Origin of the sequence: Paraburkholderia sp. LEh10 (assembly GCF_017814945.1) — a bacterium.
Lineage (GTDB): Bacteria > Pseudomonadota > Gammaproteobacteria > Burkholderiales > Burkholderiaceae > Paraburkholderia.
Window position 1 is genome coordinate 1 of record NZ_JAGIPX010000044.1, and the last position, 17483, is coordinate 17483.

Genomic DNA, 17483 nt, shown 5'->3' on the forward strand with positions numbered 1-17483 from the left:
CAACTGCAGATACGTCTTCTTATTCATGCGCGACACTTTAACAAACGTCAGTGTTGCAGTTCAGATTTGAGGCCGCCGTGCGTTGCCGTTACCTGGGTAGACCAGGATGCAACGACGCGTATGGCGACTGCCACTGGCAGGCTGCCGAATAGACAGATTCAGATCGGAACGCTCGTACCAGCGAGGAGGCAGGCTCCTCGCGATGTCGTGGCCACCCGGCGTCCATCAGCGGAGGCCGGGCGCTTCAGGCAACGTTACAGCGGCTTGATATTAGCCGCTTGCAGACCCTTCGGTCCTTTCTTGATTTCGAAGCTCACCTTCTGGTTTTCAGCCAGCGTCTTGAAGCCGTCGCCCGTGATTTCGGAAAAGTGAGCGAACAGGTCGTCGCCGCCCTTGTCCGGTGTGATGAACCCAAAGCCCTTGCTGTCGTTGAACCACTTAACGATACCGGTTTCCATGAAGAATCCTTGAATTAAAAAAACGGAGGTGTGCTCGACTAATGAGCGAGTGAAGCATCAAGGAGGGAGAGGACAACGAATATCGCTGAGTAGCGAACAATTGATGAACAGCAATCGAATTTCTTGAACTTCAGGCGGTAGACTAACCGCCGCCCCTCGATAGCGTCAATCGTTATCTTGTAACTGTTTCAGCAGGCTCGCCCAGCCGACACATTCCCGAGCGCGAACCCGAACAAGATGAGTGGCACTCGTTATCTCAAGCGTCGATACTGCACCGATGCACAGACAAAGCCGCTCAGCTCACTTCTGCTAACAGCCAGCAAGCGTGTAAAGCCTGTCTGACAGGTCCGCTGCCTGAATTGGACAACTCATGTTTTGTTCATTGACTGGCAGCAACCGCCGTTGCGTGTCGGCAGATATTCCGCCGGCACACGTTGCAATAAAAGATTGGTCTCCGCGAATTCGCGTGTATAGTGGGGCACCCCTTGCCGAGGTCGAGGAACAACGATGCCCGCAAACCTGCTCCTCCTTTACAGGGGTTTTGAGCTACATCCCCTTGTTTTCGCGCGTACGTTCAGTCACTTCGACGGACATTCACGCTATGCGGAAGGTTATGACGTAGCAGTACGCATTTGCAGGCCGGAAACGGCTGGCGTTGCCGGAGCATCGCGTGTTTTCAGGCTGGAAAGGCTGCAAGCGTTTTCGGACTTTGGTACCGCTCGACGCGCTGCATACCGGCAAGGCGAGGACATCGTCGATGGAAAAGTGGCCGGTGCCTCGGTCGCTGACATGTGAACGATTCACTCACCACCCCTATCCGGCAGCTCGCTCATGGGCCCTCCTCTGCTGCCAACGCACATCAAGGAATGATCTGACCACCGTTATCCTCAAACCTGACGAGCCTCTCGACGTTGCGCTGCGGCGCTTCCGCCGTTCGATCCAACACACGGGACTGATCCAGGAGTTACGTGCGCGTACCGCGTATGAGAAGCCCACGACCGAGCGCAAGCGCAAGAAAGCGGCAGCAGTGACACGATTACGCAAGCAGATTCGTCGTTCGCTTCCGCCGAAAAAGCTGTACTGATCCGCGTTCGATCACCTCCAGCGATTGGGAGAACGGTGTACATAGGCGGCCTGCGGGATCGCTACATCGTCTCGTCAAATGCATGAGGCTAATACATACATATGATCCGTCGGCCGTTGGGCGATCGTCTGACCGACCCATTCCATGTCGCTCGTCCAGAAGAAGCGGACAAAGGGCCGAAAATATAGCTATACATCCGCACCGATGCGTGTAGGATGGGTTCAGCACACTCACGATCCTCGGCAGTCTGGCGGTTATCAGGCGATAAAACTACACCCGAACATGGCCGCTCAAGGAGCCTCACCATGTCAGAAGCAACGCCCCAATCCACATTTCGCGGCCTCCCATTGACAGCAGAGCAGGACGCAGAAGTTCGACACTACATAAAGCGTAGAAGACAGCGCGGCGCGCCTTGGAACACGCCCGAGCTTGATGCGATGCTCATCGATATGCTCGCGCCCCCCGACGACGAAGACGACGCATTCAGCGGAGATTTCGATTACAACCATTCTGCTGCGGAACGGGCAACAGCTTCTCTCGATGAGTCGATGGAACCCATCGAGGCAAGCGAAGAACGTCATGCGGCGATAGAGGCCGAAGCAATGAAACGCCCGAGTCGGTAGGCCGATCGTTCCGTCGCATGAAAATCATTCAAACTTTTTGGGTTCTGACATGCAAACGAAAACCAAGGTTTATCAAGTCGCGCCTGCAAAGCAAAGCGACTACGCTGCGCAGCAGAGAGTACGCGTCGCTGCTCAACAGAAGGCCGAAATCGACCGGGAAGAAAAGCGTCGTGAGATGGACGCTCGCCTTGACGTAAATGCTGGCAAATGGCGGTATTCTTGTGGCGGTAAATAAATGGCAAAAGCGAAGGTGCTGATCAACTTTCCAAATCCGACCCGGGTCCACGACGAATCCAGGCATTGCGTCTATTTCTGGGGTTACGACAATGCCCGCGAGATTGTCTTCCAGATCGACGATGTGGTACTCGCCAAACTGAATCCCAGCAAGGATGGCGACGAGTCCTCGTTGCTCGCCGCATTCGACCGCAACCGCGATAAAATTCTGGCGTTTGCGAGGACGGTGTATAAAGGCGGCCCACAGAACAGGTACATCCTCTGTCCTGATCAACTGCATTAGGCGAATGTTTTTCTCACGTCATACAAATCTTCGCCTTCAAAGGATGGGGTCAGCATGAGGCTAATTTCGAACCCTCTGTAGGTGATCGTCCGATCCATTTTTGACGGGTGAGCGGAAAGGCTACGGCGTGTCTAGCGCGCGCACAGGATCTTTTGCTTAGTCTGCATGCTGCGACTCGTGGAGAGAGTCGTTGAAAACGTGAGCATTCTCAAACTACAACTGCAATCGAAGTGGTGCGACTGTCCCCAACCCGACGACAAAATATTTAGTTCTCTCCTTGCACGGCAACGTAGCCCGTGCGGCAACGGCCGACGACGTCTCGGCAACGAGCGAAAAGCACATCCTCCCCGCCCTACGCCTCTCGCTTGCTCCGCCCATACAGCAGCAGCATCGCCGCGATCACCACGCCGTAAATGATCTGACGCCCCGCCTCCGGCATCTGCGCGACCGATAGGATCGATTGCAGCAGTGTGATGAGGATCGCGCCCGCCACCGTGCCAAGGTATGAACCCCGTCCACCCAGAATCGACGTGCCGCCGAGCACGACCGCCGCGATCGCCGGCAACAGGTAAGCATCGCCCATCGACTGCGCGGCCTTCGACGCATAGCCCGCGAGCAGCACGCCGCCGAACGCGGCGAACGCGCTGCACACGGCGAAGGCGGTCACCGTGACGAGTCGCGTATCGATGCCAGAAAGATATGCCGCGCGCTCGGTGTTGCCGATCGCGTACAGCGTGCGGCCGAAGGTCGTGCGCGACAGCAGGAACATCGTGGCGCCGCCGATCACCACCCACAGCGCGACGGCATTCGGCACGCCCGGTACGAGCCAGCCCGCCGCGAGCCAGCGCATCACCTCGGGCGCGGAATCCTGCGGCGATGATCCGCCCGTATAGACAATCATGATGCCCTGCGCGACGGCATTGGTCGCCAGCGTCGCGATCATCGACGGGATGCGCAGCAGTGCGACGAGGAAGCCGTTGACGATGCCGATCAGCACGCCGCAACCGATCCCGACAGGAATCGCGAGGATGCGCCCAAAATCGCCGTGGCCCGCGGCCGCGCACGCCATCATCGCGCCGACGGTGATCGTCCACGGCAGCGACAGGTCGATGTGGCCGAGCAGGATCACCATCATCAGGCCGGTCGCAATGATGCCGAGGAATGCGCCAACCTTCAGTTGCAGCAGGATGTATTCCGGCGACGTGAAGTTGCGCGAAAACATCCCGCCGACGAGCAGCAGCGCGACGATGCACGCGAATGCGATCACGATCGGTTTGTCGATTCTTCGGGTGAGCCTCGACACGAATGTGGTGCGGCCGCTCGCGGAAGCCTGGCTCATTGAAACCACTCCAGACGGTTGCGTACCCTGAACAATCCGCACGCGCCGATCGCGACAGCAAGCAGAAGAATCACGCCCTGAAATAGCGGCTGCCACAGCGCATCGACATTGAACACGAACAGCAGATCGCCGATGGAACGGAACGCGAATGCACCGAAGATCGCGCCGATCGCACTGCCCTTGCCGCCGAGCAGCGACACGCCGCCGATCACCACTGCGGCGATCGAAAACAGCGTGTACGAGTTCGCGCTGCCGAGGTTCGCTTCGCCGGTGTCCGTGAAGAACGTCAGAAACAGGCCGCCGACTGCCGCGAGCAGGCCAGCCAGCGTATAGCTCGCGAACTTCGCGCGGCGGATCGGCATGCCGGACAGGAAAGCCGCGGGTTCCGACGAACCGGTCGCGTATGCCGCTCGCCCGATCGCCGAGCGTTTGAAAGGAATCCAGACGATCGCGACCGCGGCGAACAGAATCAGCAAGCTCGCCGGCAGAACGCCGGCGACCTTGCCCGTCAGCGCGTCGGCGAGATTCTCGTTGATCGATCCGCCGGGCACAGGGCGCAGCAGCAGCGCCAATCCATAGTAGACGGCGCCCGTCGCAATCGTCGTCACGATCGGCTGCAGCCGGCCGAAAATGATGATCACGCCGTTCAGCGCGCCGCACAGCGCACCCGCCCCGAGCACGCCGGCGATGCCGAGCGCGCTGTGCAGGGAGTCGCCCGTGACGATCCACGACCCGATGCAATTCGTCAGCACCAGCATCATGCCGATCGACAGGTCGATGCCGGCCGTCAGCACGACGAGCGCCTGCCCCATCGAGACGAGCGCGAGCAGTACCGCTTTGTTCGCGGCCGTCTGAAATACGTTGGCCGACAACGCCGACGGATAGTTGACGAGATAGATCGCGAACATCAGCACGAACAGGCCGAACGCGAACACCGCTCCGCGATTCTCCGCGTACCAGTACCGCAGCCCGCTCATCGCGCCACTCCCGTGGAAGGCAAAACCTGTCCGACGGGCAGGTCGAGAGCATTGGCAATCAGGTTCTGCTCGGTGATCGCCGGGCCGACGAGTTCCTTCTTGATCCTGCCTTCGTACAGTACGAGCACGCGGTCGCAGCAGCCGATCAGCTCGTCATAGTCGGTCGAATAGAACACGATCGCGGCACCTTCGTCGGCGAGGCGCCTGAGCAGCTGGTAGAGCTCCTGCTTGGTGCCGACGTCGATACCGCGCGTCGGGTCGCTGAGCAGCAGTATCCTCGGCTGCCGCATCAGCCACTTCGCGATGACCACCTTCTGCTGGTTGCCGCCCGACAGCGAGCCCACGGGCGCGTCGATGCTGAACGACTTGATCGCAAGCAGATCCATCATCCGCTCGACGAGCGACTGCTGGCGGTGGCGGTCGATTATGCCGGCAGTGGACATGCGATCGAGTGCGGCAAACGACAGGTTCTCGCGTACCGACATCGGCAGCATCAAGCCTTCGGTCTTGCGGTCCTCGGGTATGAGCGCCATACCGATTTCTTTGGCGCGCGCGGCTGTCGGACTGCCGATCGACACGGCTTTGCCGTTGATCTCGATCTTGCCCGCGCAGCCGCGCAACACGCCGAACAGCGCGAGCAGCAGTTCGCGCTGGCCTTGTCCGTCGAGGCCGCCCAGTCCGAGGATTTCGCCGGGCTGCAACGAAAAGCTGATGCCCCGCAGCGTGTCGCTCCATGCGAGATCACGACAGGCGAGAGCCGGCCCGATGCCGGGGGCTTCCGCACGCTGGTCCTCCGCTTTGGCCGCGGGCGTGGCAGCCGGTTTGGCAGGAAATGCATGCTGGTACTTCCGGCCGATCATCATTTCGACGACCTCATTGTCGGAGCGCGTGCCAGCTTCGAAGCTCATCACATGGCGACCGTTCCGGTAGACCGTGCATTCGTCGGCGAGCGCCTTCACCTCGTGCATGCGGTGCGAGATGAACAGCAGCGCGAGCCCCTCTTCGCGCAGGCGCTTGAGGACGTCGATCACGCGCGCGACGTCGGCCGCGGTCAGCGCCGAGGTGGCTTCGTCGAGGATCAGAATGCGCGGCGCGTGTGCCAGCCCCTTCGCGAGCTCGACCATCTGCTGGCGCGACAGCGGCAGATCCCGGACTTTCGCAAGCGGATTGATGTCGGCGGCGCCCGCTCGCGCGAGCGCCTCCTCGGCCTGGCGGCGTTGGGCCCGCCGGTCGATCATCCCGAAACGTCGCGGCGGGTTCGCAGCGTAAATGTTGTCCGCCACGCTCAAGTCGGGGATCAGCGACAGTTCCTGATATACACAGACGATACCGGCCGCGTTCGCCTCGGCAGGCGACGCGAACGAGACCTCCCGGCCATCGAAATGCATGATGCCTTCATCCGGCTGCACGACACCGGACATCACCTTCAGCAACGTGGACTTGCCCGCGCCGTTCTCGCCGAGGATCGCGTGGATGCGACCTCTGCGCACCGTGAGCTCGGCGTGATCCAGCGCGACGGCGCCGCCGTAGCTTTTCGACACGCCAGACATCTGAAAGAACGGCTGCTCTGCATCCTGCAGCATGCTTCGTCTCCCGTCACGGCGCGGGCCATCATCCCGTCACTGGTTGCCCTGGTTCTGCTTCATGATTTCCTGCGCAGAGAAATTGATGCCGCATGTCGGAAACGAGTTGCCGACGAAAAAGTTGTCGGAGTCGTTCGGAAAATAGTTGACGCCCGACTTCAGCATCGAATCGTCGGTGACGTCGAGCGGCAGCTTGATCGCGACGGGAATCGTCTGGCCATCCAGCGCGGCGAGTGCCGTCTTGATCGCCACGGCCACCTGCGCGGGCCCGGTGCCCGCCGACGTGCACTTCAGGCCCTGGCTCCCATACTGCGCGCAGAACTTGCGAAAACCGTTCTCCGTCTCGCCACCGAAAGGCACAAACGGGTGTTTTGCATCGATCATCGCGCGCACGACGCCCGTGTCGCCCCCTTGCGCCGATATGCCATCGAAATGACCCTGCACGGCAATCGCGTCGGCGGCGGCCTTTTGCGCGACCCCGTCGTCCCACTTGCCGTAGACCTGGACGACGTTCCACTTCTTGCCGGTGCCGTCCAGCGTTTTCGTGAAACCATTGTGCCGGTCCGTATCGACCGACGTGCCCGCCACCCCGCGAACTTCGAGAACCTTGCCTCCGTTCGGCAGGTGGTCCGCGAGCCATTTGGCCCACAGCGCGCCGAGCCCATACTGGTCGACGTTGACGTTGATCGCGTCTTCGCTGTCGAGCGTGTTGTCGAAAGCGACCAGCACCACACCGGCGTTCTTCGCGCGGCGAATCGCGGGGCCGAATGAGGAGGGGTTCTGCGCATTCACGATGACGGCGTCATAGCCGGCATCGATGAAGTTGTTGACGGCCGAGATCTGCGCCGGAACGTCCTCACCGGTCGAGACGACCTTGAATTCCTTGAGCTTGGCGGCAACGGCCGGTTGCGCGGTGTAGGCCTTGGCCGTCCTGATCATCTGGATACGCCACGTATTCGCGATATAGCCGTTCACGAGTGCGATCCGGTAAGGCGCGTTCTTCTTCGGATATTTGATGAACTTCGTGTCGCTCTTCCAGGGGACCATGCAGGTGGGATCGCTAGACGGCCCTGAAACGATCGAAGCCTGCGCGAAAGCCCCGCTTGCGCAGAGCGCCAATGCGGCGCTCGCCGCCGCTCGAAGCACGTGGATTCCTGAAAGCATATTGCCTCCTTTTTGTTCGATTGGACGTACCGATTGCCTGCGCACATGGCGGGTCGTGGACTGCCTGCACGGTGTGCGTGAAGCACGGAACCTTGCGGAGTTGCTATAGCGGGACTGGATCGGACTTGCAGAAGGAGCTTTTCAACGGCGCCTCCTCGAAGCAAAAAGAAGGGCATGCGGATACGCGTTCCCGTCTGACAGTAATGGCATACCAACCCACACGCGATAGTGGTTTACCAGAGAGTCCAGCGCGCCGGTGACCGGGGTGAAACCTGTGGTGGACAAGGACTGGGCTGCCGCAAACGGAGGCGGCGTAGCACGGCGATGGGGGTGCCATTTCGACGAAGTTCAGCGGTCGCCCGGTGGCTTCGGCCATTTTGAGCGCCTCGTATCGGCGACCTTTCGCACGCGTCAATCGACCCAGCCGCCGACGCTTTTGCGGACGACCGTTCGCATGTCGGGCTGGCGATCGCGACGGCCGCGAATCTGAAATCGGCGATCTGCCTTCCCGCCCGAGAAACGCATGATGCGGCATTCTTCGAAGCCGATCCGCCCCTTCTTAACCAACGGATGCGACCGCTCTGATCTTCGCTCCCGAGAAGCCGCACGCGACCCGTTACGCGGTCTCGCGTAACGGATAGCCACCTTCAACGCGTTCTTCCGCGGCCGCCACAGCGATCTCAGCCAATCGCGGTACGATATTTTTGATCGGCGTGCCAGCCGGAAAGCAGGCCGCCACACCCGAGCGTTGAATGACCAGTTGACTCGCTTGATCGATGATCCCGCCTACCACGATGGGTATCCGCAGACCGCGTTCAGTTAGTTGCTCATGCAATTCGGCGACCAGGTCGTTTTGTGCCGCCGCGAGAGACGACACGCCGATAACGTCAACCCGCTCTCCTTCAGCCAGTCGGGCAGTGTCAGAAGGCGATGCAAACATCGACCCCGTGGAAACCGCGAAGCCCGCATCGCTTAAGGCCGCTGCGACGATACGCGCCCCCCGGTCATGTCCGTCTTGTCCCAGCTTTGCAATCAACACCCGTGGCGCACGACGCAAGCGTTTCGCCGCGTCGGCCACGGCACGGCATGCGTCCTGCCAATCGTTGTCGCTTCCGAGGTTTGCGCCGTAGTGGTCGCGCAATAGCGGCAAGCCGATTTGATATCTTGGCCATACGGCTTCCAGTGCCTGAGTGCACTCGCCGACGGTTGCACGCGCTCGCATGCATGCCACCGTTAGTTCAAGAAGATTTCCGTCTCGGTTCCGGGCGGCCCGCGTCAGCGCATCCAGCGTCTCACGTAATCTCGCTGGATCACGCCTGGCTTTGATGTGAGCAAGCCTTTGCGTTTGCAGCGCGCGCACCCGCCGGCCGTCGACAGTCTGTGGCTCTCCAAGGTCTTCATCGCATCCCGCCACGAAATTGTTGACGCCCACAATCGTGCGCTTTCCCGACTCCATTTCCGCTTGTGTATTCAAAGCCGACCTGTGAATCTGTTCTTGAATCCATCCTGATTCGACGACATCAACCACGCCACCACGTCGTTCGATTTCCGCCATTAGCGTTAGCGCCTGGTGACAGATATCCGCCGTAAGGTTCTCCATCATGTACGAACCAGCCCACGGATCGACGACATCACATACACCGGTTTCGTGCTGCAGCACCAGTTGTGTGTCGCGAGCGAGCCTTGACGCCTCTGCACAAGGAAGCGAAAGCGCTTCGTCGTATCCGTTAGTGTGCAGCGATTGCGTTCCGCCGAACACGGCAGCCAACGCCTCGACTGTCGTACGCACGACGTTGTTCATCGGTTTCTGCGCCGTTAGCGACCACCCGGATGTCTGACAGTGCATTCGCAGTGCACGCGCCCGATCCGACGTTGCGCCACTTGCCGAGGCAATATCGGACCACAGAATTCGTGCTGCTCGCAGCTTCCCGATTTCGACGTAGAAGTCCATACCGACGCCGAAGAAGAAGCTCATCCGTTGACACACGTCATCGGCCTGCATTCCCCGTCCGACAAGGGTCGTTAAGTACTTGCGCGCATTCGCCATTGTCAGCGCAAGTTCAAGTACAGCGTCCGCACCCGCTTCCTGGAAGTGATATCCCGACACCGAGAGTGCATTGAACCGCGGCACATTTTCGCTGAGATACTCAACGACGTCGGCGGCGATGCGCAATGACGGCTCAGGTGCGAAGATGCTCGTGTTGCGCACCATAAACTCTTTCAGGATGTCGTTCTGAATCGTTCCTCTCAGTTGTGAAGCGCTAACACCGCTTTCCTCCGCCGCGACGATGAAAGCAGCCAGCACAGGAAGGACCGCCCCGTTCATGGTCATCGATACAGACACGCGGTCGAGTGCAATGCCTTCGAAAAGGCGCGTCATGTCCTCGACCGTATCGATTGCGACACCCGTCATGCCGACGTCCGCGCTCACAGCCAGATCGTCTGAGTCGTAGCCGCGCTGGGTCGGCAGATCAAAGGCGACGGACAGACCCTGTGCGCCTTCCGCCAGCGCGGTGCGAAACGCGAGGTTCGTATCGGAAGCCTGCGCGTACCCCGCGTATTGGCGTATCGTCCACGGCTTTTCCGTGTACATCGACGCGAACGGTCCGCGCACGAACGGTGCCTCGCCCGGCATGCTGTCAATATGCGCGATGCCGTCGATATCCGCGCGCGTGTAGACGCGCTTCAGCCTCACGCGATGTGACCGGCGTCGCCGCTGCTTGTTCATCGATGCCTCCAGCGTTTTGCCGTCGTTACGTCAGCGATCTTCATGCCGTCGCTGTTGCGCCGCACCTCGGTCCAGTGCCGGATGCCCTGTCCGTCTTCCGTCTGACCGACCATATGCACGGTCAACGTGTCGCCCACGTCGACGTTGCCGTAATAGAACAGCGAACGGCTCGAGACGACAGGCGGTTCGCCAAAGCGCCGCCATTGCCACTCGGCGCGATCGACAAAGGCTTGAAAGCTCGCGAAGTACAGGAAGTCAGCGCCATTGAAATCGCTATTGGGGCACGGGAAGAACTCGATCGGCTCAAGCGTGGCAGGCCCGAGGCCGGAAACTGCGTTTCGGTCGTGTGCTCGAAGGCGCTTGCCAATCTGCATCATGTCCATTGCCTCTTCGGGCATCGGTTCGATTTCACCAGCCAGGGAAGCAAGCGCCGCCCGCGCGGCGGAACGATTGCTGCGCGCCTCGCCGCGCGTAACGAACGCAGAGGACATTCCGATCTCCGCGACTTTCAAGTCATCGCGAACGACATGGTGCGTGCTGAAGTGGCGCGCAGGTCCCGTTCTGCAAAGCGTGCTGCGTATCTCGAACGCGTCGTTTTCGGCGATCGAATCGAGACCGCAGGTCTGCAAGCGGATTGCCGTAAAGGCTGCATAAGAGCGGCCGCCGTTGTCGTCGCGGAATTCGGGCTGCGCACGGCCCGCGTGAGCGGCGAGCGCTTCCCAATGTCGATGGCCACACTCCTTGAGCAACCAGTTCTCCGACAGGCCCGTGTAGCTCAGTTGCGGCATGCCCGCCCGATAGCGTTGGATCATGCTCACGCCGCGAGGCTCGTCGATGTCTGGTCGAGCGCCATGCGGATCGCGCCGACGACATGCTCGGCATCGCGCGCGATACCGGAGAAACGCCCCGATCCCCATGTATGCAGCCACGGCAGGCCGATGAAATACAAGCCCGCTTGCGGCGTGATGCCGCGATTGTGTGCAGGATAGCCACGTCCGTTGAACACGGGCGCGTCGATCCAGCTGAAATCGGGCGTAAAGCCAATACACCAGATGATCGACGTAATGCCGCTCTGCGCGAGATCCAGCGACGTGCGCTCGCCATCCGGACGCCACACCGGCTCATAGCGAACGCCTTGCGGAGCGTCGATACCCTGCTTGTCGATGAATGCGTCGATGCTCGCGTTGATGCGGTTGTACGTGTCGTCGGCGCTATCAAGATTGCCCGTCAGGTTCGGCGCGAAATGCAGGCAGCCGTCGCGGAGATCGTCGAGCCTGCCGTACAGTTCCATGCCCTCGAGCGCGAAGCGTCGCAGATCGATATCGCGGCCGCCATCGCGCCCCGTCACATAATGGTTGGTGTTGTCACGCACGCCTTCGCGCAGCGGATGCTGATCGACGGGCATGTCGTAGTAGCGCATGTCCGCGAGCCAGTCCACCACGTCGCGGCCGCGATGGAAGCGCGCGCAACGCGGCGCTTCCCCCACCGCGAGAAACACCTTGCGGCCCGCCAGGTGCAGGTCTTCGGCGATCTGTGCGCCCGATTGCCCCGAACCCACCACGAGCACCGCGCCTTCCGGCAACGCCTGCGGATTGCGGTAGTGCGACGACTGCAGCTGCCGGATGCCGGCAGGCAGACGCTCCGCCATGCGCGGGACGATGGGCGTGTGATAGCCACCCGACGCGACGACGACCTGATCGGCCGTGAAGTCGCCGTTCGACGTCGACACGAAGTAGCCGCCCGACGGCAGGCGCCTGACCTTGCGGACTTCCGTGTGTTCGAGCACGGGCGCATCGACCATCGCAATGAAACCGTCCAGGTAAGCGATGATCTCGTCCTTCTTCATGAAGCCGTGCGGATCGTCGCCGCGATACGGATGACCCGGCAGCGCGCATTGCCAGTTCGGCGTGACGAGGCAGAACGCATCCCAGCGCTGCGAGCGCCACGTATGCGTGACCGTATGCTTTTCGATGACCAGATGATCGATGCCTGCCTCTTTGAGGTAGTAGCTGATCGACAAGCCAGCCTGCCCGCCACCCACCACGATCACCGTGTGGTGCGGGACATCGTTCAGCGCATCGGATGCGACAGTGTTTTCGTTCGACATGATTCGTTCCTGCTTTCGGGGTTCAAATGAGTTCGACGACCTTGACTTCCGCGTGCGGGTCGGCGGCAAAACGCTGCGCAAGTTCTTCGATTTGCGCGAGCTGATCCATCGCCGCCGAACACGCAAAGCCGTATTTCTCGCGTACCCGATCGGAACCAATATGCAGCGCTTCGCGCGCCCTGCCGACGAAATCGCCGAGCGCGTAGCGTTGCCCGGCAACGAAGAACTCGCCAACCACCGTCGAAGGGGAATAGCAGTTGGCCTCGGTGCCGTCCGGCCACTGGACCTTGAAGTGCATGACTGGCATCACGTTTCCTTTCAATGAGAAGTTCAGGCGCTTGGCGCTTGTGTCACACGCTGCAGGTGGCGTGCGTACAGCGCGATATGGCGGCGTGCACTATCGCGCCACCTATAGCGCTTCAGCAGATCGGGCACCGCGTGTTCGAAGTCGATGCCGCCATCACCGTGCAGTGCGCGATCCGCATTTGAACCGTCGTCGCCGTGTCGTTTCGATGTGCGGCGACAGGCGCGAGCACGACACGGCAACGCGACGCGCGGAACATCGGTGCAGCGAAGATCGTGACATCGTGCCCGGCCTCATGCAGAGCGCGCCCGAGTTCAAGCGTATGCACCACACCACCCCGGGGATTCACAGAATGCGTGAACAGCGCGATGCGCATTGCCGAGCGGTTCATCCCGGTTCTCCCACGGTTGCGCGGATGAATGCACTGTCCTTGAAGCTCCACAGCAACGCTGAATCTCCTTGCTGTGTGAGCATCACTTCGCGCGATCCATCCACGCTGCCGATCGTCGCGCAGCCGAGACCGCGTTGCGCGAAGCGCGTGTGTACCTCATCCACATGTTCGTCGCGCACCGAGAACAGAAAGCCATAGCTTGGAAACGCGCTCAGCCAGCGCTCGAAGTCCACGCCTTCAGGACGCGGAATCGCATCGAGATCGATGCGCGCGCCAACGCCCGAGCATTCCAGCAGCATCAGCGACGTGCCGAGCACGCCCGCCATGCTGATGTCTTTCGCTGCATCACACAGACCGCTTTCCGCGAGCTGCGGCAACAATTCAAGATCGCCACGAAGACGGTTTGCCGGCGTGCCCACGGAAGCATTCCAGAACGGATACGGATCTTCGAAATGGCCACGCAGATCGACGGCCATTACGAGGCTGTCGCCCGGTCGTGCATTGAAGCTCGACAGCAACGCGCGTGCACGGCCGAGTATCGACACTGCAAGCTGTGGCTCTGCACTACGCGTGTTGCTATGCCCGCCAACGACAGGCACACCATATGCACTCGATGCCGCCGCCATGCCCGCCAGAATCTCGCTAGCCGATTCGAGACCATCACTCCACAGCGCATCCACTACCGCCAGCGGCCGTCCGCCCATCGCGTATACGTCGCTGACGTTGACCATCACGCTGCTATAGCCCGCGAACCAGGGCATGGTTTCGACGAAGTCGCTGACCAGCCCTTCGATGGCGAAGAGCAGATAGCCGTCGCCGTCGGCAAGCGCGGCGCAGTCGTCGCCCACCGCGACCGCTTGCGCCAGGTCGCGTGTGCCATTGGGCAAGCGCGACGCAAGCGATGCAACCACGCCCGCAATATCCATCTTGTGGCGAAAGCCCCTGCTTTCGCGAAGCCGTTCGACCAGCGCGCGCAGACTCATGAGCGGCCTCGCGACGAAGTGACGAATCCGCTTTCCGGCGTGAAGCACGGCGGGTAATGCGCGAGGTCTGCTTCCATCAAATGATGTGGCCGCCCGAACAGCGTCTCCTCCGCGACCGTCTGCCAGTGCAGCCGCCGGAACAGCGGCGCATTCTGGCTTTGCACGTGCGCGAGAAACGTATCGCAACCCAGTGCGTGGGCGCTACTCACCGCAAGTCGGATCAGCGTCGATCCGAGCTTGCCATGCGAGCGGAACGCCGCATGCACGGCCAGCCGCGAGCCGAGCCAGGTGCGCGGCTGCGCCTCGTGTATGCGCACCGTGCCGACCACCTGCTCGGGCATGCCCGCAATGCAGCTGAGTGCCACCAGCAGCTTCGCATCACGGTCTATCTCGTCGCGGTCGTCTCCCACGAAGATGCCTTGCTCGACGCAGAACACAGCGCGCCGCAGTGCATACGCCTCGTTGCTTTCCCATGGCAGCGTTGCCCATTTCACGCGGTACTCTGCGGGCGTGAACGTGAGCGGCAAGGCATCCCGTTCGTCGATGGTTTCGCAGAACATGATCACGCCTCGTACGATGCCAGCGACGAACACGCACCGCATTTGCCGCAACCGGCCTTGATGTCGGCCGAGCGCATCTGCGCGTCGCGCAGCATGGCGCCGAGCGGCTCCAGGATCGACTTCATGAACGCGTGCGAAGGCGCAGGATGATCTTCGAGCGGCGTGCCGCTGATCGGCACGAACGGCACGACGAATGGATACACGCCGATGCCGATCAGTTCGCGCGACATCGACAGGATCGCCTCCGCTGTGTCGCCGAGACCCGCGAGTATGTAGGTGCTGACCTGCCCGTTGCCGAACACGGCGACAGCGGCGCGGAACGCCTCCATATAGCGTGAGATGGGCACGCTGGCCTTGCCCGGCATCACGCGCGCACGCACCTCGGGCGTCACCACTTCGAGATGCATGCCGAGCGTGTCGATGCCGCTCGCCTTCATGCGCTCGAACCATGCATCGTCGTCGGGCGGCTCGCATTGCGCCTGAATCGGCAGATCGACGGCGGCCTTGATCGCAAACGCGCTTTCGCAAAGGATCTGCGCACCGCGATCCGGCGTCGGCGGCGTGCCGGTGGTCAGCACCATGTGCTTCACGCCGTCGAGCAACACAGCAGCGCGGGCCACCTCCGCGAGTTGCTCCGGTGTCTTGCGCGCAATCGTGCGGCCCGCCGCGAGCGACTGACCGATCGCACAAAACTTGCACGTCTTCTTGCGGCTCTCGTAGCGGATGCACGTTTGCAGCACCGTGGTCGCCAGCACGTCGGTGCTGTGCAGTGTCGCGATATGTGAATACGGCACGCCATCGAGCGTCTGCAGATGCGTGAAACGCGGCGCCTTCGGAAAACTGATGCTTGCAATCGGAATGGTGCCGCGCATCAACGCGCTTGCGCCCGATTCATCCGGCACGCCCGCGACGAATGGAGAGTTCCACGCCGAACTCGTGTGCACGGGCACCATGATCGTCACGCCGTCGACGGTGACGGCCTTGTGGTCCGACGGGCCCGCGCCGCCGCGCCGGCTCGCCGCGCCTGCGTTTGGATCGACGAGGCGCAGCCCCGCCGACTGCAACTCGGTGCGCAGTTCCATCATCTGGCGCTGCGTGCGCGGCTCAGCCGGCGACAGGTTCGTGCTGGCATTCATCCTGACCTCCACTCGTGATTTCAAACGCTACGTCTGCGCCGGCGCGTTCGAATGACGCCGCCATCGGCGCAACAGGCGTCGCGGGGCGCTCATTGATGGCAAGACTCAGCAGTTCGGGGCGCGCGTAGTGGCCAACGGAGTCCATCATGCGTTTGCGCTTCGTGATTAGCGACATGTCGAGATCGGCGACAACCATCCCTTCCCCCTCCCGCAACGGCTCGGCAAGATGCTGCCCCTCAGGCGACACGATGGCCGTCATGCAGCCACCGCGCAGCGCCTTTTGCAGTTTGGGATCGGTTGTTACCGATTCGATCTGCGCTTCGCTGAGCCAGCCCGTCGAGTTGACGACGAAGCAGCCCGACTCGAGCGCGTGATGGCGGATCGTGACTTCGATCTGCTCGGCGAAGATGGGGCCGACCAGCGAACCCGGGAACTGGCTGCAATGGATCTCTTCGTGCTGCGTCATCAGCGCGTAGCGCGCGAGCGGGTTGTAGTGCTCCCAGCACGCGAGCGCGCCGACCCGGGCGATGCCCGTATGCGCGACCTTGAGACCCGCCGCGTCGCCTTGGCCCCAGATCATCCGTTCATGAAAGGTCGGCGTGATCTTGCGGCGCTTGAGCACGAGACGCCCATCGACATCGAACACGAGCTGCGTGTTGTACAGGCTGCCGTGATCGCGCTCGTTCACGCCGAGCACGACGACCATCGCATGACGCCGCGCGCGCTCCGCTACGGCCTGCGTGACAGGCCCCGGCACGACCACGGCCTGCTCATAAAGCCGCATGTGATCGGCGCCCGACGCCACCGGCGGACGCACGAAGGAAAAGTACGGGTAATACGGCACGAACGTCTCGGGAAAGACGATCAGCTGCACGCCTTTCGACGCGGCTTCGTCGATGGCGGCACATACCCTGTCGAGCGTGCCACCGGGACGCTCGAACTCGGGCGCAATCTGCACCGCCGCTGCACGGATGATTCGCTGCTCGGACATGATCGGCACCCGGCTCGCTCAGACGGTCCATGTATGAATGATCAACGCGTTCTCCTTGCGATGGAGAAGCTGAAGGTCCAGCACGTCGAGCGGGTTGATCGGGCGGATGCCTTCGATCAGCGACGCCTCGCCATGACCATACAGCGCCTGCAATGCAAAGCGGCATGCGTAGACCTTACCGCCCTCTCCCATGAACTTGACCAGTTGATTGTTGAAGTTCAGGTGGCCGGGGAAGGCTTCGTCGCCAAGTGTCGGAAAGCCACGCTGCAAACCGAGCGTGACGCCAGGGCCATAGAGCAGCACTGATGTATCGAAGCCCTTGCGTTGCAGGCGCGTCGCCTGCAGCAAATTCACGAAGCCGATCGAGCCTTCGAATGCGACCGTATGAAACGTCACCAGCGCTTTTTCGCCCGGCTCGGCCTTGACGTCGGGAAAGACCTTCTCTTCGTAGTCGACCAGGTAATCGCCTTTCTTATGTAGCGGTTGATTGACGGCAGGCATATCGCTCTCTCCAATAAGTCGCGTAATTGATCGGATT

Annotated in this window: 19 protein-coding genes and 1 pseudogene; 5 read left to right on the forward strand and 15 right to left on the reverse strand. The window is 61.4% G+C overall.

What is annotated here, in order from left to right; translation table 11 throughout:
* Nucleotides 1–254: 254 nt before the first annotated feature.
* A complete protein-coding gene (locus J8I87_RS29470) occupies nt 255–458 on the reverse strand; it encodes a cold-shock protein (protein WP_209935667.1) in 204 nt (67 codons plus the stop codon).
* A 507-nt stretch (nt 459–965) separates the two neighbouring features.
* Between J8I87_RS29470 and J8I87_RS45055 the strand changes: the two genes are divergently transcribed.
* The 5 genes from J8I87_RS45055 to J8I87_RS29490 all read left to right on the forward strand — a co-directional run bounded on the left by J8I87_RS45055 (nt 966) and on the right by J8I87_RS29490 (nt 2682).
* Complete coding sequence (locus J8I87_RS45055; RefSeq protein ID WP_245254249.1) at nt 966–1253, forward strand: hypothetical protein; 288 nt, start codon at nt 966–968, stop codon at nt 1251–1253.
* Nucleotides 1254–1329: 76 nt separating this feature from the next.
* On the forward strand, nt 1330–1542 hold the full coding sequence (rpsU, locus tag J8I87_RS29475; RefSeq protein WP_209935735.1) for a 30S ribosomal protein S21: 213 nt from the start codon (nt 1330–1332) through the stop codon (nt 1540–1542).
* Nucleotides 1543–1847: 305 nt separating this feature from the next.
* On the forward strand, nt 1848–2165 hold the full coding sequence (locus J8I87_RS29480) for a hypothetical protein (protein WP_209935669.1): 318 nt from the start codon (nt 1848–1850) through the stop codon (nt 2163–2165).
* A 49-nt stretch (nt 2166–2214) separates the two neighbouring features.
* Nucleotides 2215–2400 (forward strand): hypothetical protein, encoded by a 186-nt coding sequence (locus J8I87_RS29485; protein ID WP_209935670.1) that lies wholly within the window; start codon nt 2215–2217, stop codon nt 2398–2400.
* Entirely contained in the window at nt 2401–2682 is a 282-nt protein-coding gene (locus J8I87_RS29490) for a DUF1488 domain-containing protein (RefSeq protein ID WP_209935672.1), read from the forward strand.
* 352 nt (nt 2683–3034) lie between these two features.
* Here J8I87_RS29490 and J8I87_RS29495 read toward each other — a convergent pair whose 3' ends face one another.
* The 14 genes and pseudogenes from J8I87_RS29495 to J8I87_RS29560 form a co-directional block, all read right to left on the reverse strand.
* Nucleotides 3035–4021 (reverse strand): ABC transporter permease, encoded by a 987-nt coding sequence (locus J8I87_RS29495; RefSeq protein ID WP_209935673.1) that lies wholly within the window; start codon nt 4019–4021, stop codon nt 3035–3037.
* Entirely contained in the window at nt 4018–4998 is a 981-nt protein-coding gene (locus tag J8I87_RS29500; RefSeq protein WP_209935675.1) for an ABC transporter permease, read from the reverse strand. Before J8I87_RS29500 ends, J8I87_RS29495 begins: the two co-directional genes overlap by 4 nt.
* Nucleotides 4995–6581, reverse strand: coding sequence for a sugar ABC transporter ATP-binding protein (locus J8I87_RS29505; RefSeq protein ID WP_209935676.1), 1587 nt, complete (start codon nt 6579–6581; stop codon nt 4995–4997). Before J8I87_RS29505 ends, J8I87_RS29500 begins: the two co-directional genes overlap by 4 nt.
* Nucleotides 6582–6617: 36 nt before the next feature.
* Complete coding sequence (locus J8I87_RS29510; protein ID WP_209935678.1) at nt 6618–7745, reverse strand: sugar ABC transporter substrate-binding protein; 1128 nt, start codon at nt 7743–7745, stop codon at nt 6618–6620.
* 616 nt (nt 7746–8361) lie between these two features.
* Entirely contained in the window at nt 8362–10473 is a 2112-nt protein-coding gene (gene scpA, locus J8I87_RS29515) for a methylmalonyl-CoA mutase (RefSeq protein ID WP_209935679.1), read from the reverse strand.
* Nucleotides 10470–11285 (reverse strand): Pnap_2097 family protein, encoded by an 816-nt coding sequence (locus tag J8I87_RS29520; protein WP_209935736.1) that lies wholly within the window; start codon nt 11283–11285, stop codon nt 10470–10472. The genes scpA and J8I87_RS29520 overlap by 4 nt, the downstream gene beginning before the upstream one ends.
* Nucleotides 11286–11287: 2 nt before the next feature.
* Nucleotides 11288–12580: an MSMEG_0569 family flavin-dependent oxidoreductase gene (locus J8I87_RS29525; RefSeq protein ID WP_209935681.1), complete on the reverse strand. Its 1293-nt coding sequence runs from the start codon at nt 12578–12580 to the stop codon at nt 11288–11290.
* Between the two features lie 22 nt (nt 12581–12602).
* Nucleotides 12603–12887 (reverse strand): MSMEG_0570 family nitrogen starvation response protein, encoded by a 285-nt coding sequence (locus tag J8I87_RS29530; RefSeq protein ID WP_209935682.1) that lies wholly within the window; start codon nt 12885–12887, stop codon nt 12603–12605.
* Nucleotides 12888–13056: 169 nt separating this feature from the next.
* Nucleotides 13057–13275: pseudogene (locus J8I87_RS29535) on the reverse strand (MSMEG_0565 family glycosyltransferase); the annotation flags it as partial.
* Nucleotides 13272–14258, reverse strand: a complete 987-nt coding sequence (locus J8I87_RS29540) for a sll0787 family AIR synthase-like protein (protein WP_209935684.1) — start codon at nt 14256–14258, stop codon at nt 13272–13274. The gene J8I87_RS29540 and the pseudogene J8I87_RS29535, both read right to left, overlap by 4 nt.
* Complete coding sequence (locus J8I87_RS29545) at nt 14255–14818, reverse strand: MSMEG_0567/Sll0786 family nitrogen starvation N-acetyltransferase (protein WP_209935685.1); 564 nt, start codon at nt 14816–14818, stop codon at nt 14255–14257. Before J8I87_RS29545 ends, J8I87_RS29540 begins: the two co-directional genes overlap by 4 nt.
* A 2-nt stretch (nt 14819–14820) precedes the next feature.
* A complete protein-coding gene (locus tag J8I87_RS29550) occupies nt 14821–15954 on the reverse strand; it encodes an MSMEG_0568 family radical SAM protein (protein ID WP_209935687.1) in 1134 nt (377 codons plus the stop codon).
* On the reverse strand, nt 15923–16945 hold the full coding sequence (locus J8I87_RS29555; protein ID WP_209935688.1) for a Nit6803 family nitrilase: 1023 nt from the start codon (nt 16943–16945) through the stop codon (nt 15923–15925). The genes J8I87_RS29550 and J8I87_RS29555 overlap by 32 nt, the downstream gene beginning before the upstream one ends.
* Before the next feature lie 18 nt (nt 16946–16963).
* The gene (locus J8I87_RS29560; RefSeq protein WP_209935690.1) at nt 16964–17446 is read right to left on the reverse strand and encodes an MSMEG_0572/Sll0783 family nitrogen starvation response protein; all 483 of its coding nucleotides are present in this window, start codon (nt 17444–17446) and stop codon (nt 16964–16966) included.
* Nucleotides 17447–17483: the final 37 nt, after the last annotated feature.

Excerpts from the sequence above, each read along its gene's own strand:
- J8I87_RS29550 (WP_209935687.1), bottom strand. The coding sequence starts at position 15,954 with ATGAATGCCAGCACGAACCTGTCGCCGGCTGAGCCGCGCACGCAGCGC.
- J8I87_RS29530 (WP_209935682.1), bottom strand. The coding sequence starts at position 12,887 with ATGCCAGTCATGCACTTCAAGGTCCAGTGGCCGGACGGCACCGAGGCC.
- J8I87_RS29500 (WP_209935675.1), bottom strand. The coding sequence starts at position 4,998 with ATGAGCGGGCTGCGGTACTGGTACGCGGAGAATCGCGGAGCGGTGTTC.
- J8I87_RS29510 (WP_209935678.1), bottom strand. The coding sequence starts at position 7,745 with ATGCTTTCAGGAATCCACGTGCTTCGAGCGGCGGCGAGCGCCGCATTG.
- scpA (WP_209935679.1), bottom strand. The coding sequence starts at position 10,473 with ATGAACAAGCAGCGGCGACGCCGGTCACATCGCGTGAGGCTGAAGCGC.
- J8I87_RS29560 (WP_209935690.1), bottom strand. The coding sequence starts at position 17,446 with ATGCCTGCCGTCAATCAACCGCTACATAAGAAAGGCGATTACCTGGTC.
- J8I87_RS29520 (WP_209935736.1), bottom strand. The coding sequence starts at position 11,285 with ATGATCCAACGCTATCGGGCGGGCATGCCGCAACTGAGCTACACGGGC.
- J8I87_RS29525 (WP_209935681.1), bottom strand. The coding sequence starts at position 12,580 with ATGTCGAACGAAAACACTGTCGCATCCGATGCGCTGAACGATGTCCCG.
- J8I87_RS45055 (WP_245254249.1), top strand. The coding sequence starts at position 966 with ATGCCCGCAAACCTGCTCCTCCTTTACAGGGGTTTTGAGCTACATCCC.
- J8I87_RS29505 (WP_209935676.1), bottom strand. The coding sequence starts at position 6,581 with ATGCTGCAGGATGCAGAGCAGCCGTTCTTTCAGATGTCTGGCGTGTCG.
- J8I87_RS29540 (WP_209935684.1), bottom strand. The coding sequence starts at position 14,258 with ATGAGTCTGCGCGCGCTGGTCGAACGGCTTCGCGAAAGCAGGGGCTTT.
- J8I87_RS29545 (WP_209935685.1), bottom strand. The coding sequence starts at position 14,818 with ATGTTCTGCGAAACCATCGACGAACGGGATGCCTTGCCGCTCACGTTC.
- J8I87_RS29480 (WP_209935669.1), top strand. The coding sequence starts at position 1,848 with ATGTCAGAAGCAACGCCCCAATCCACATTTCGCGGCCTCCCATTGACA.
- J8I87_RS29555 (WP_209935688.1), bottom strand. The coding sequence starts at position 16,945 with ATGTCCGAGCAGCGAATCATCCGTGCAGCGGCGGTGCAGATTGCGCCC.
- J8I87_RS29490 (WP_209935672.1), top strand. The coding sequence starts at position 2,401 with ATGGCAAAAGCGAAGGTGCTGATCAACTTTCCAAATCCGACCCGGGTC.
- J8I87_RS29470 (WP_209935667.1), bottom strand. The coding sequence starts at position 458 with ATGGAAACCGGTATCGTTAAGTGGTTCAACGACAGCAAGGGCTTTGGG.
- J8I87_RS29485 (WP_209935670.1), top strand. The coding sequence starts at position 2,215 with ATGCAAACGAAAACCAAGGTTTATCAAGTCGCGCCTGCAAAGCAAAGC.
- J8I87_RS29495 (WP_209935673.1), bottom strand. The coding sequence starts at position 4,021 with ATGAGCCAGGCTTCCGCGAGCGGCCGCACCACATTCGTGTCGAGGCTC.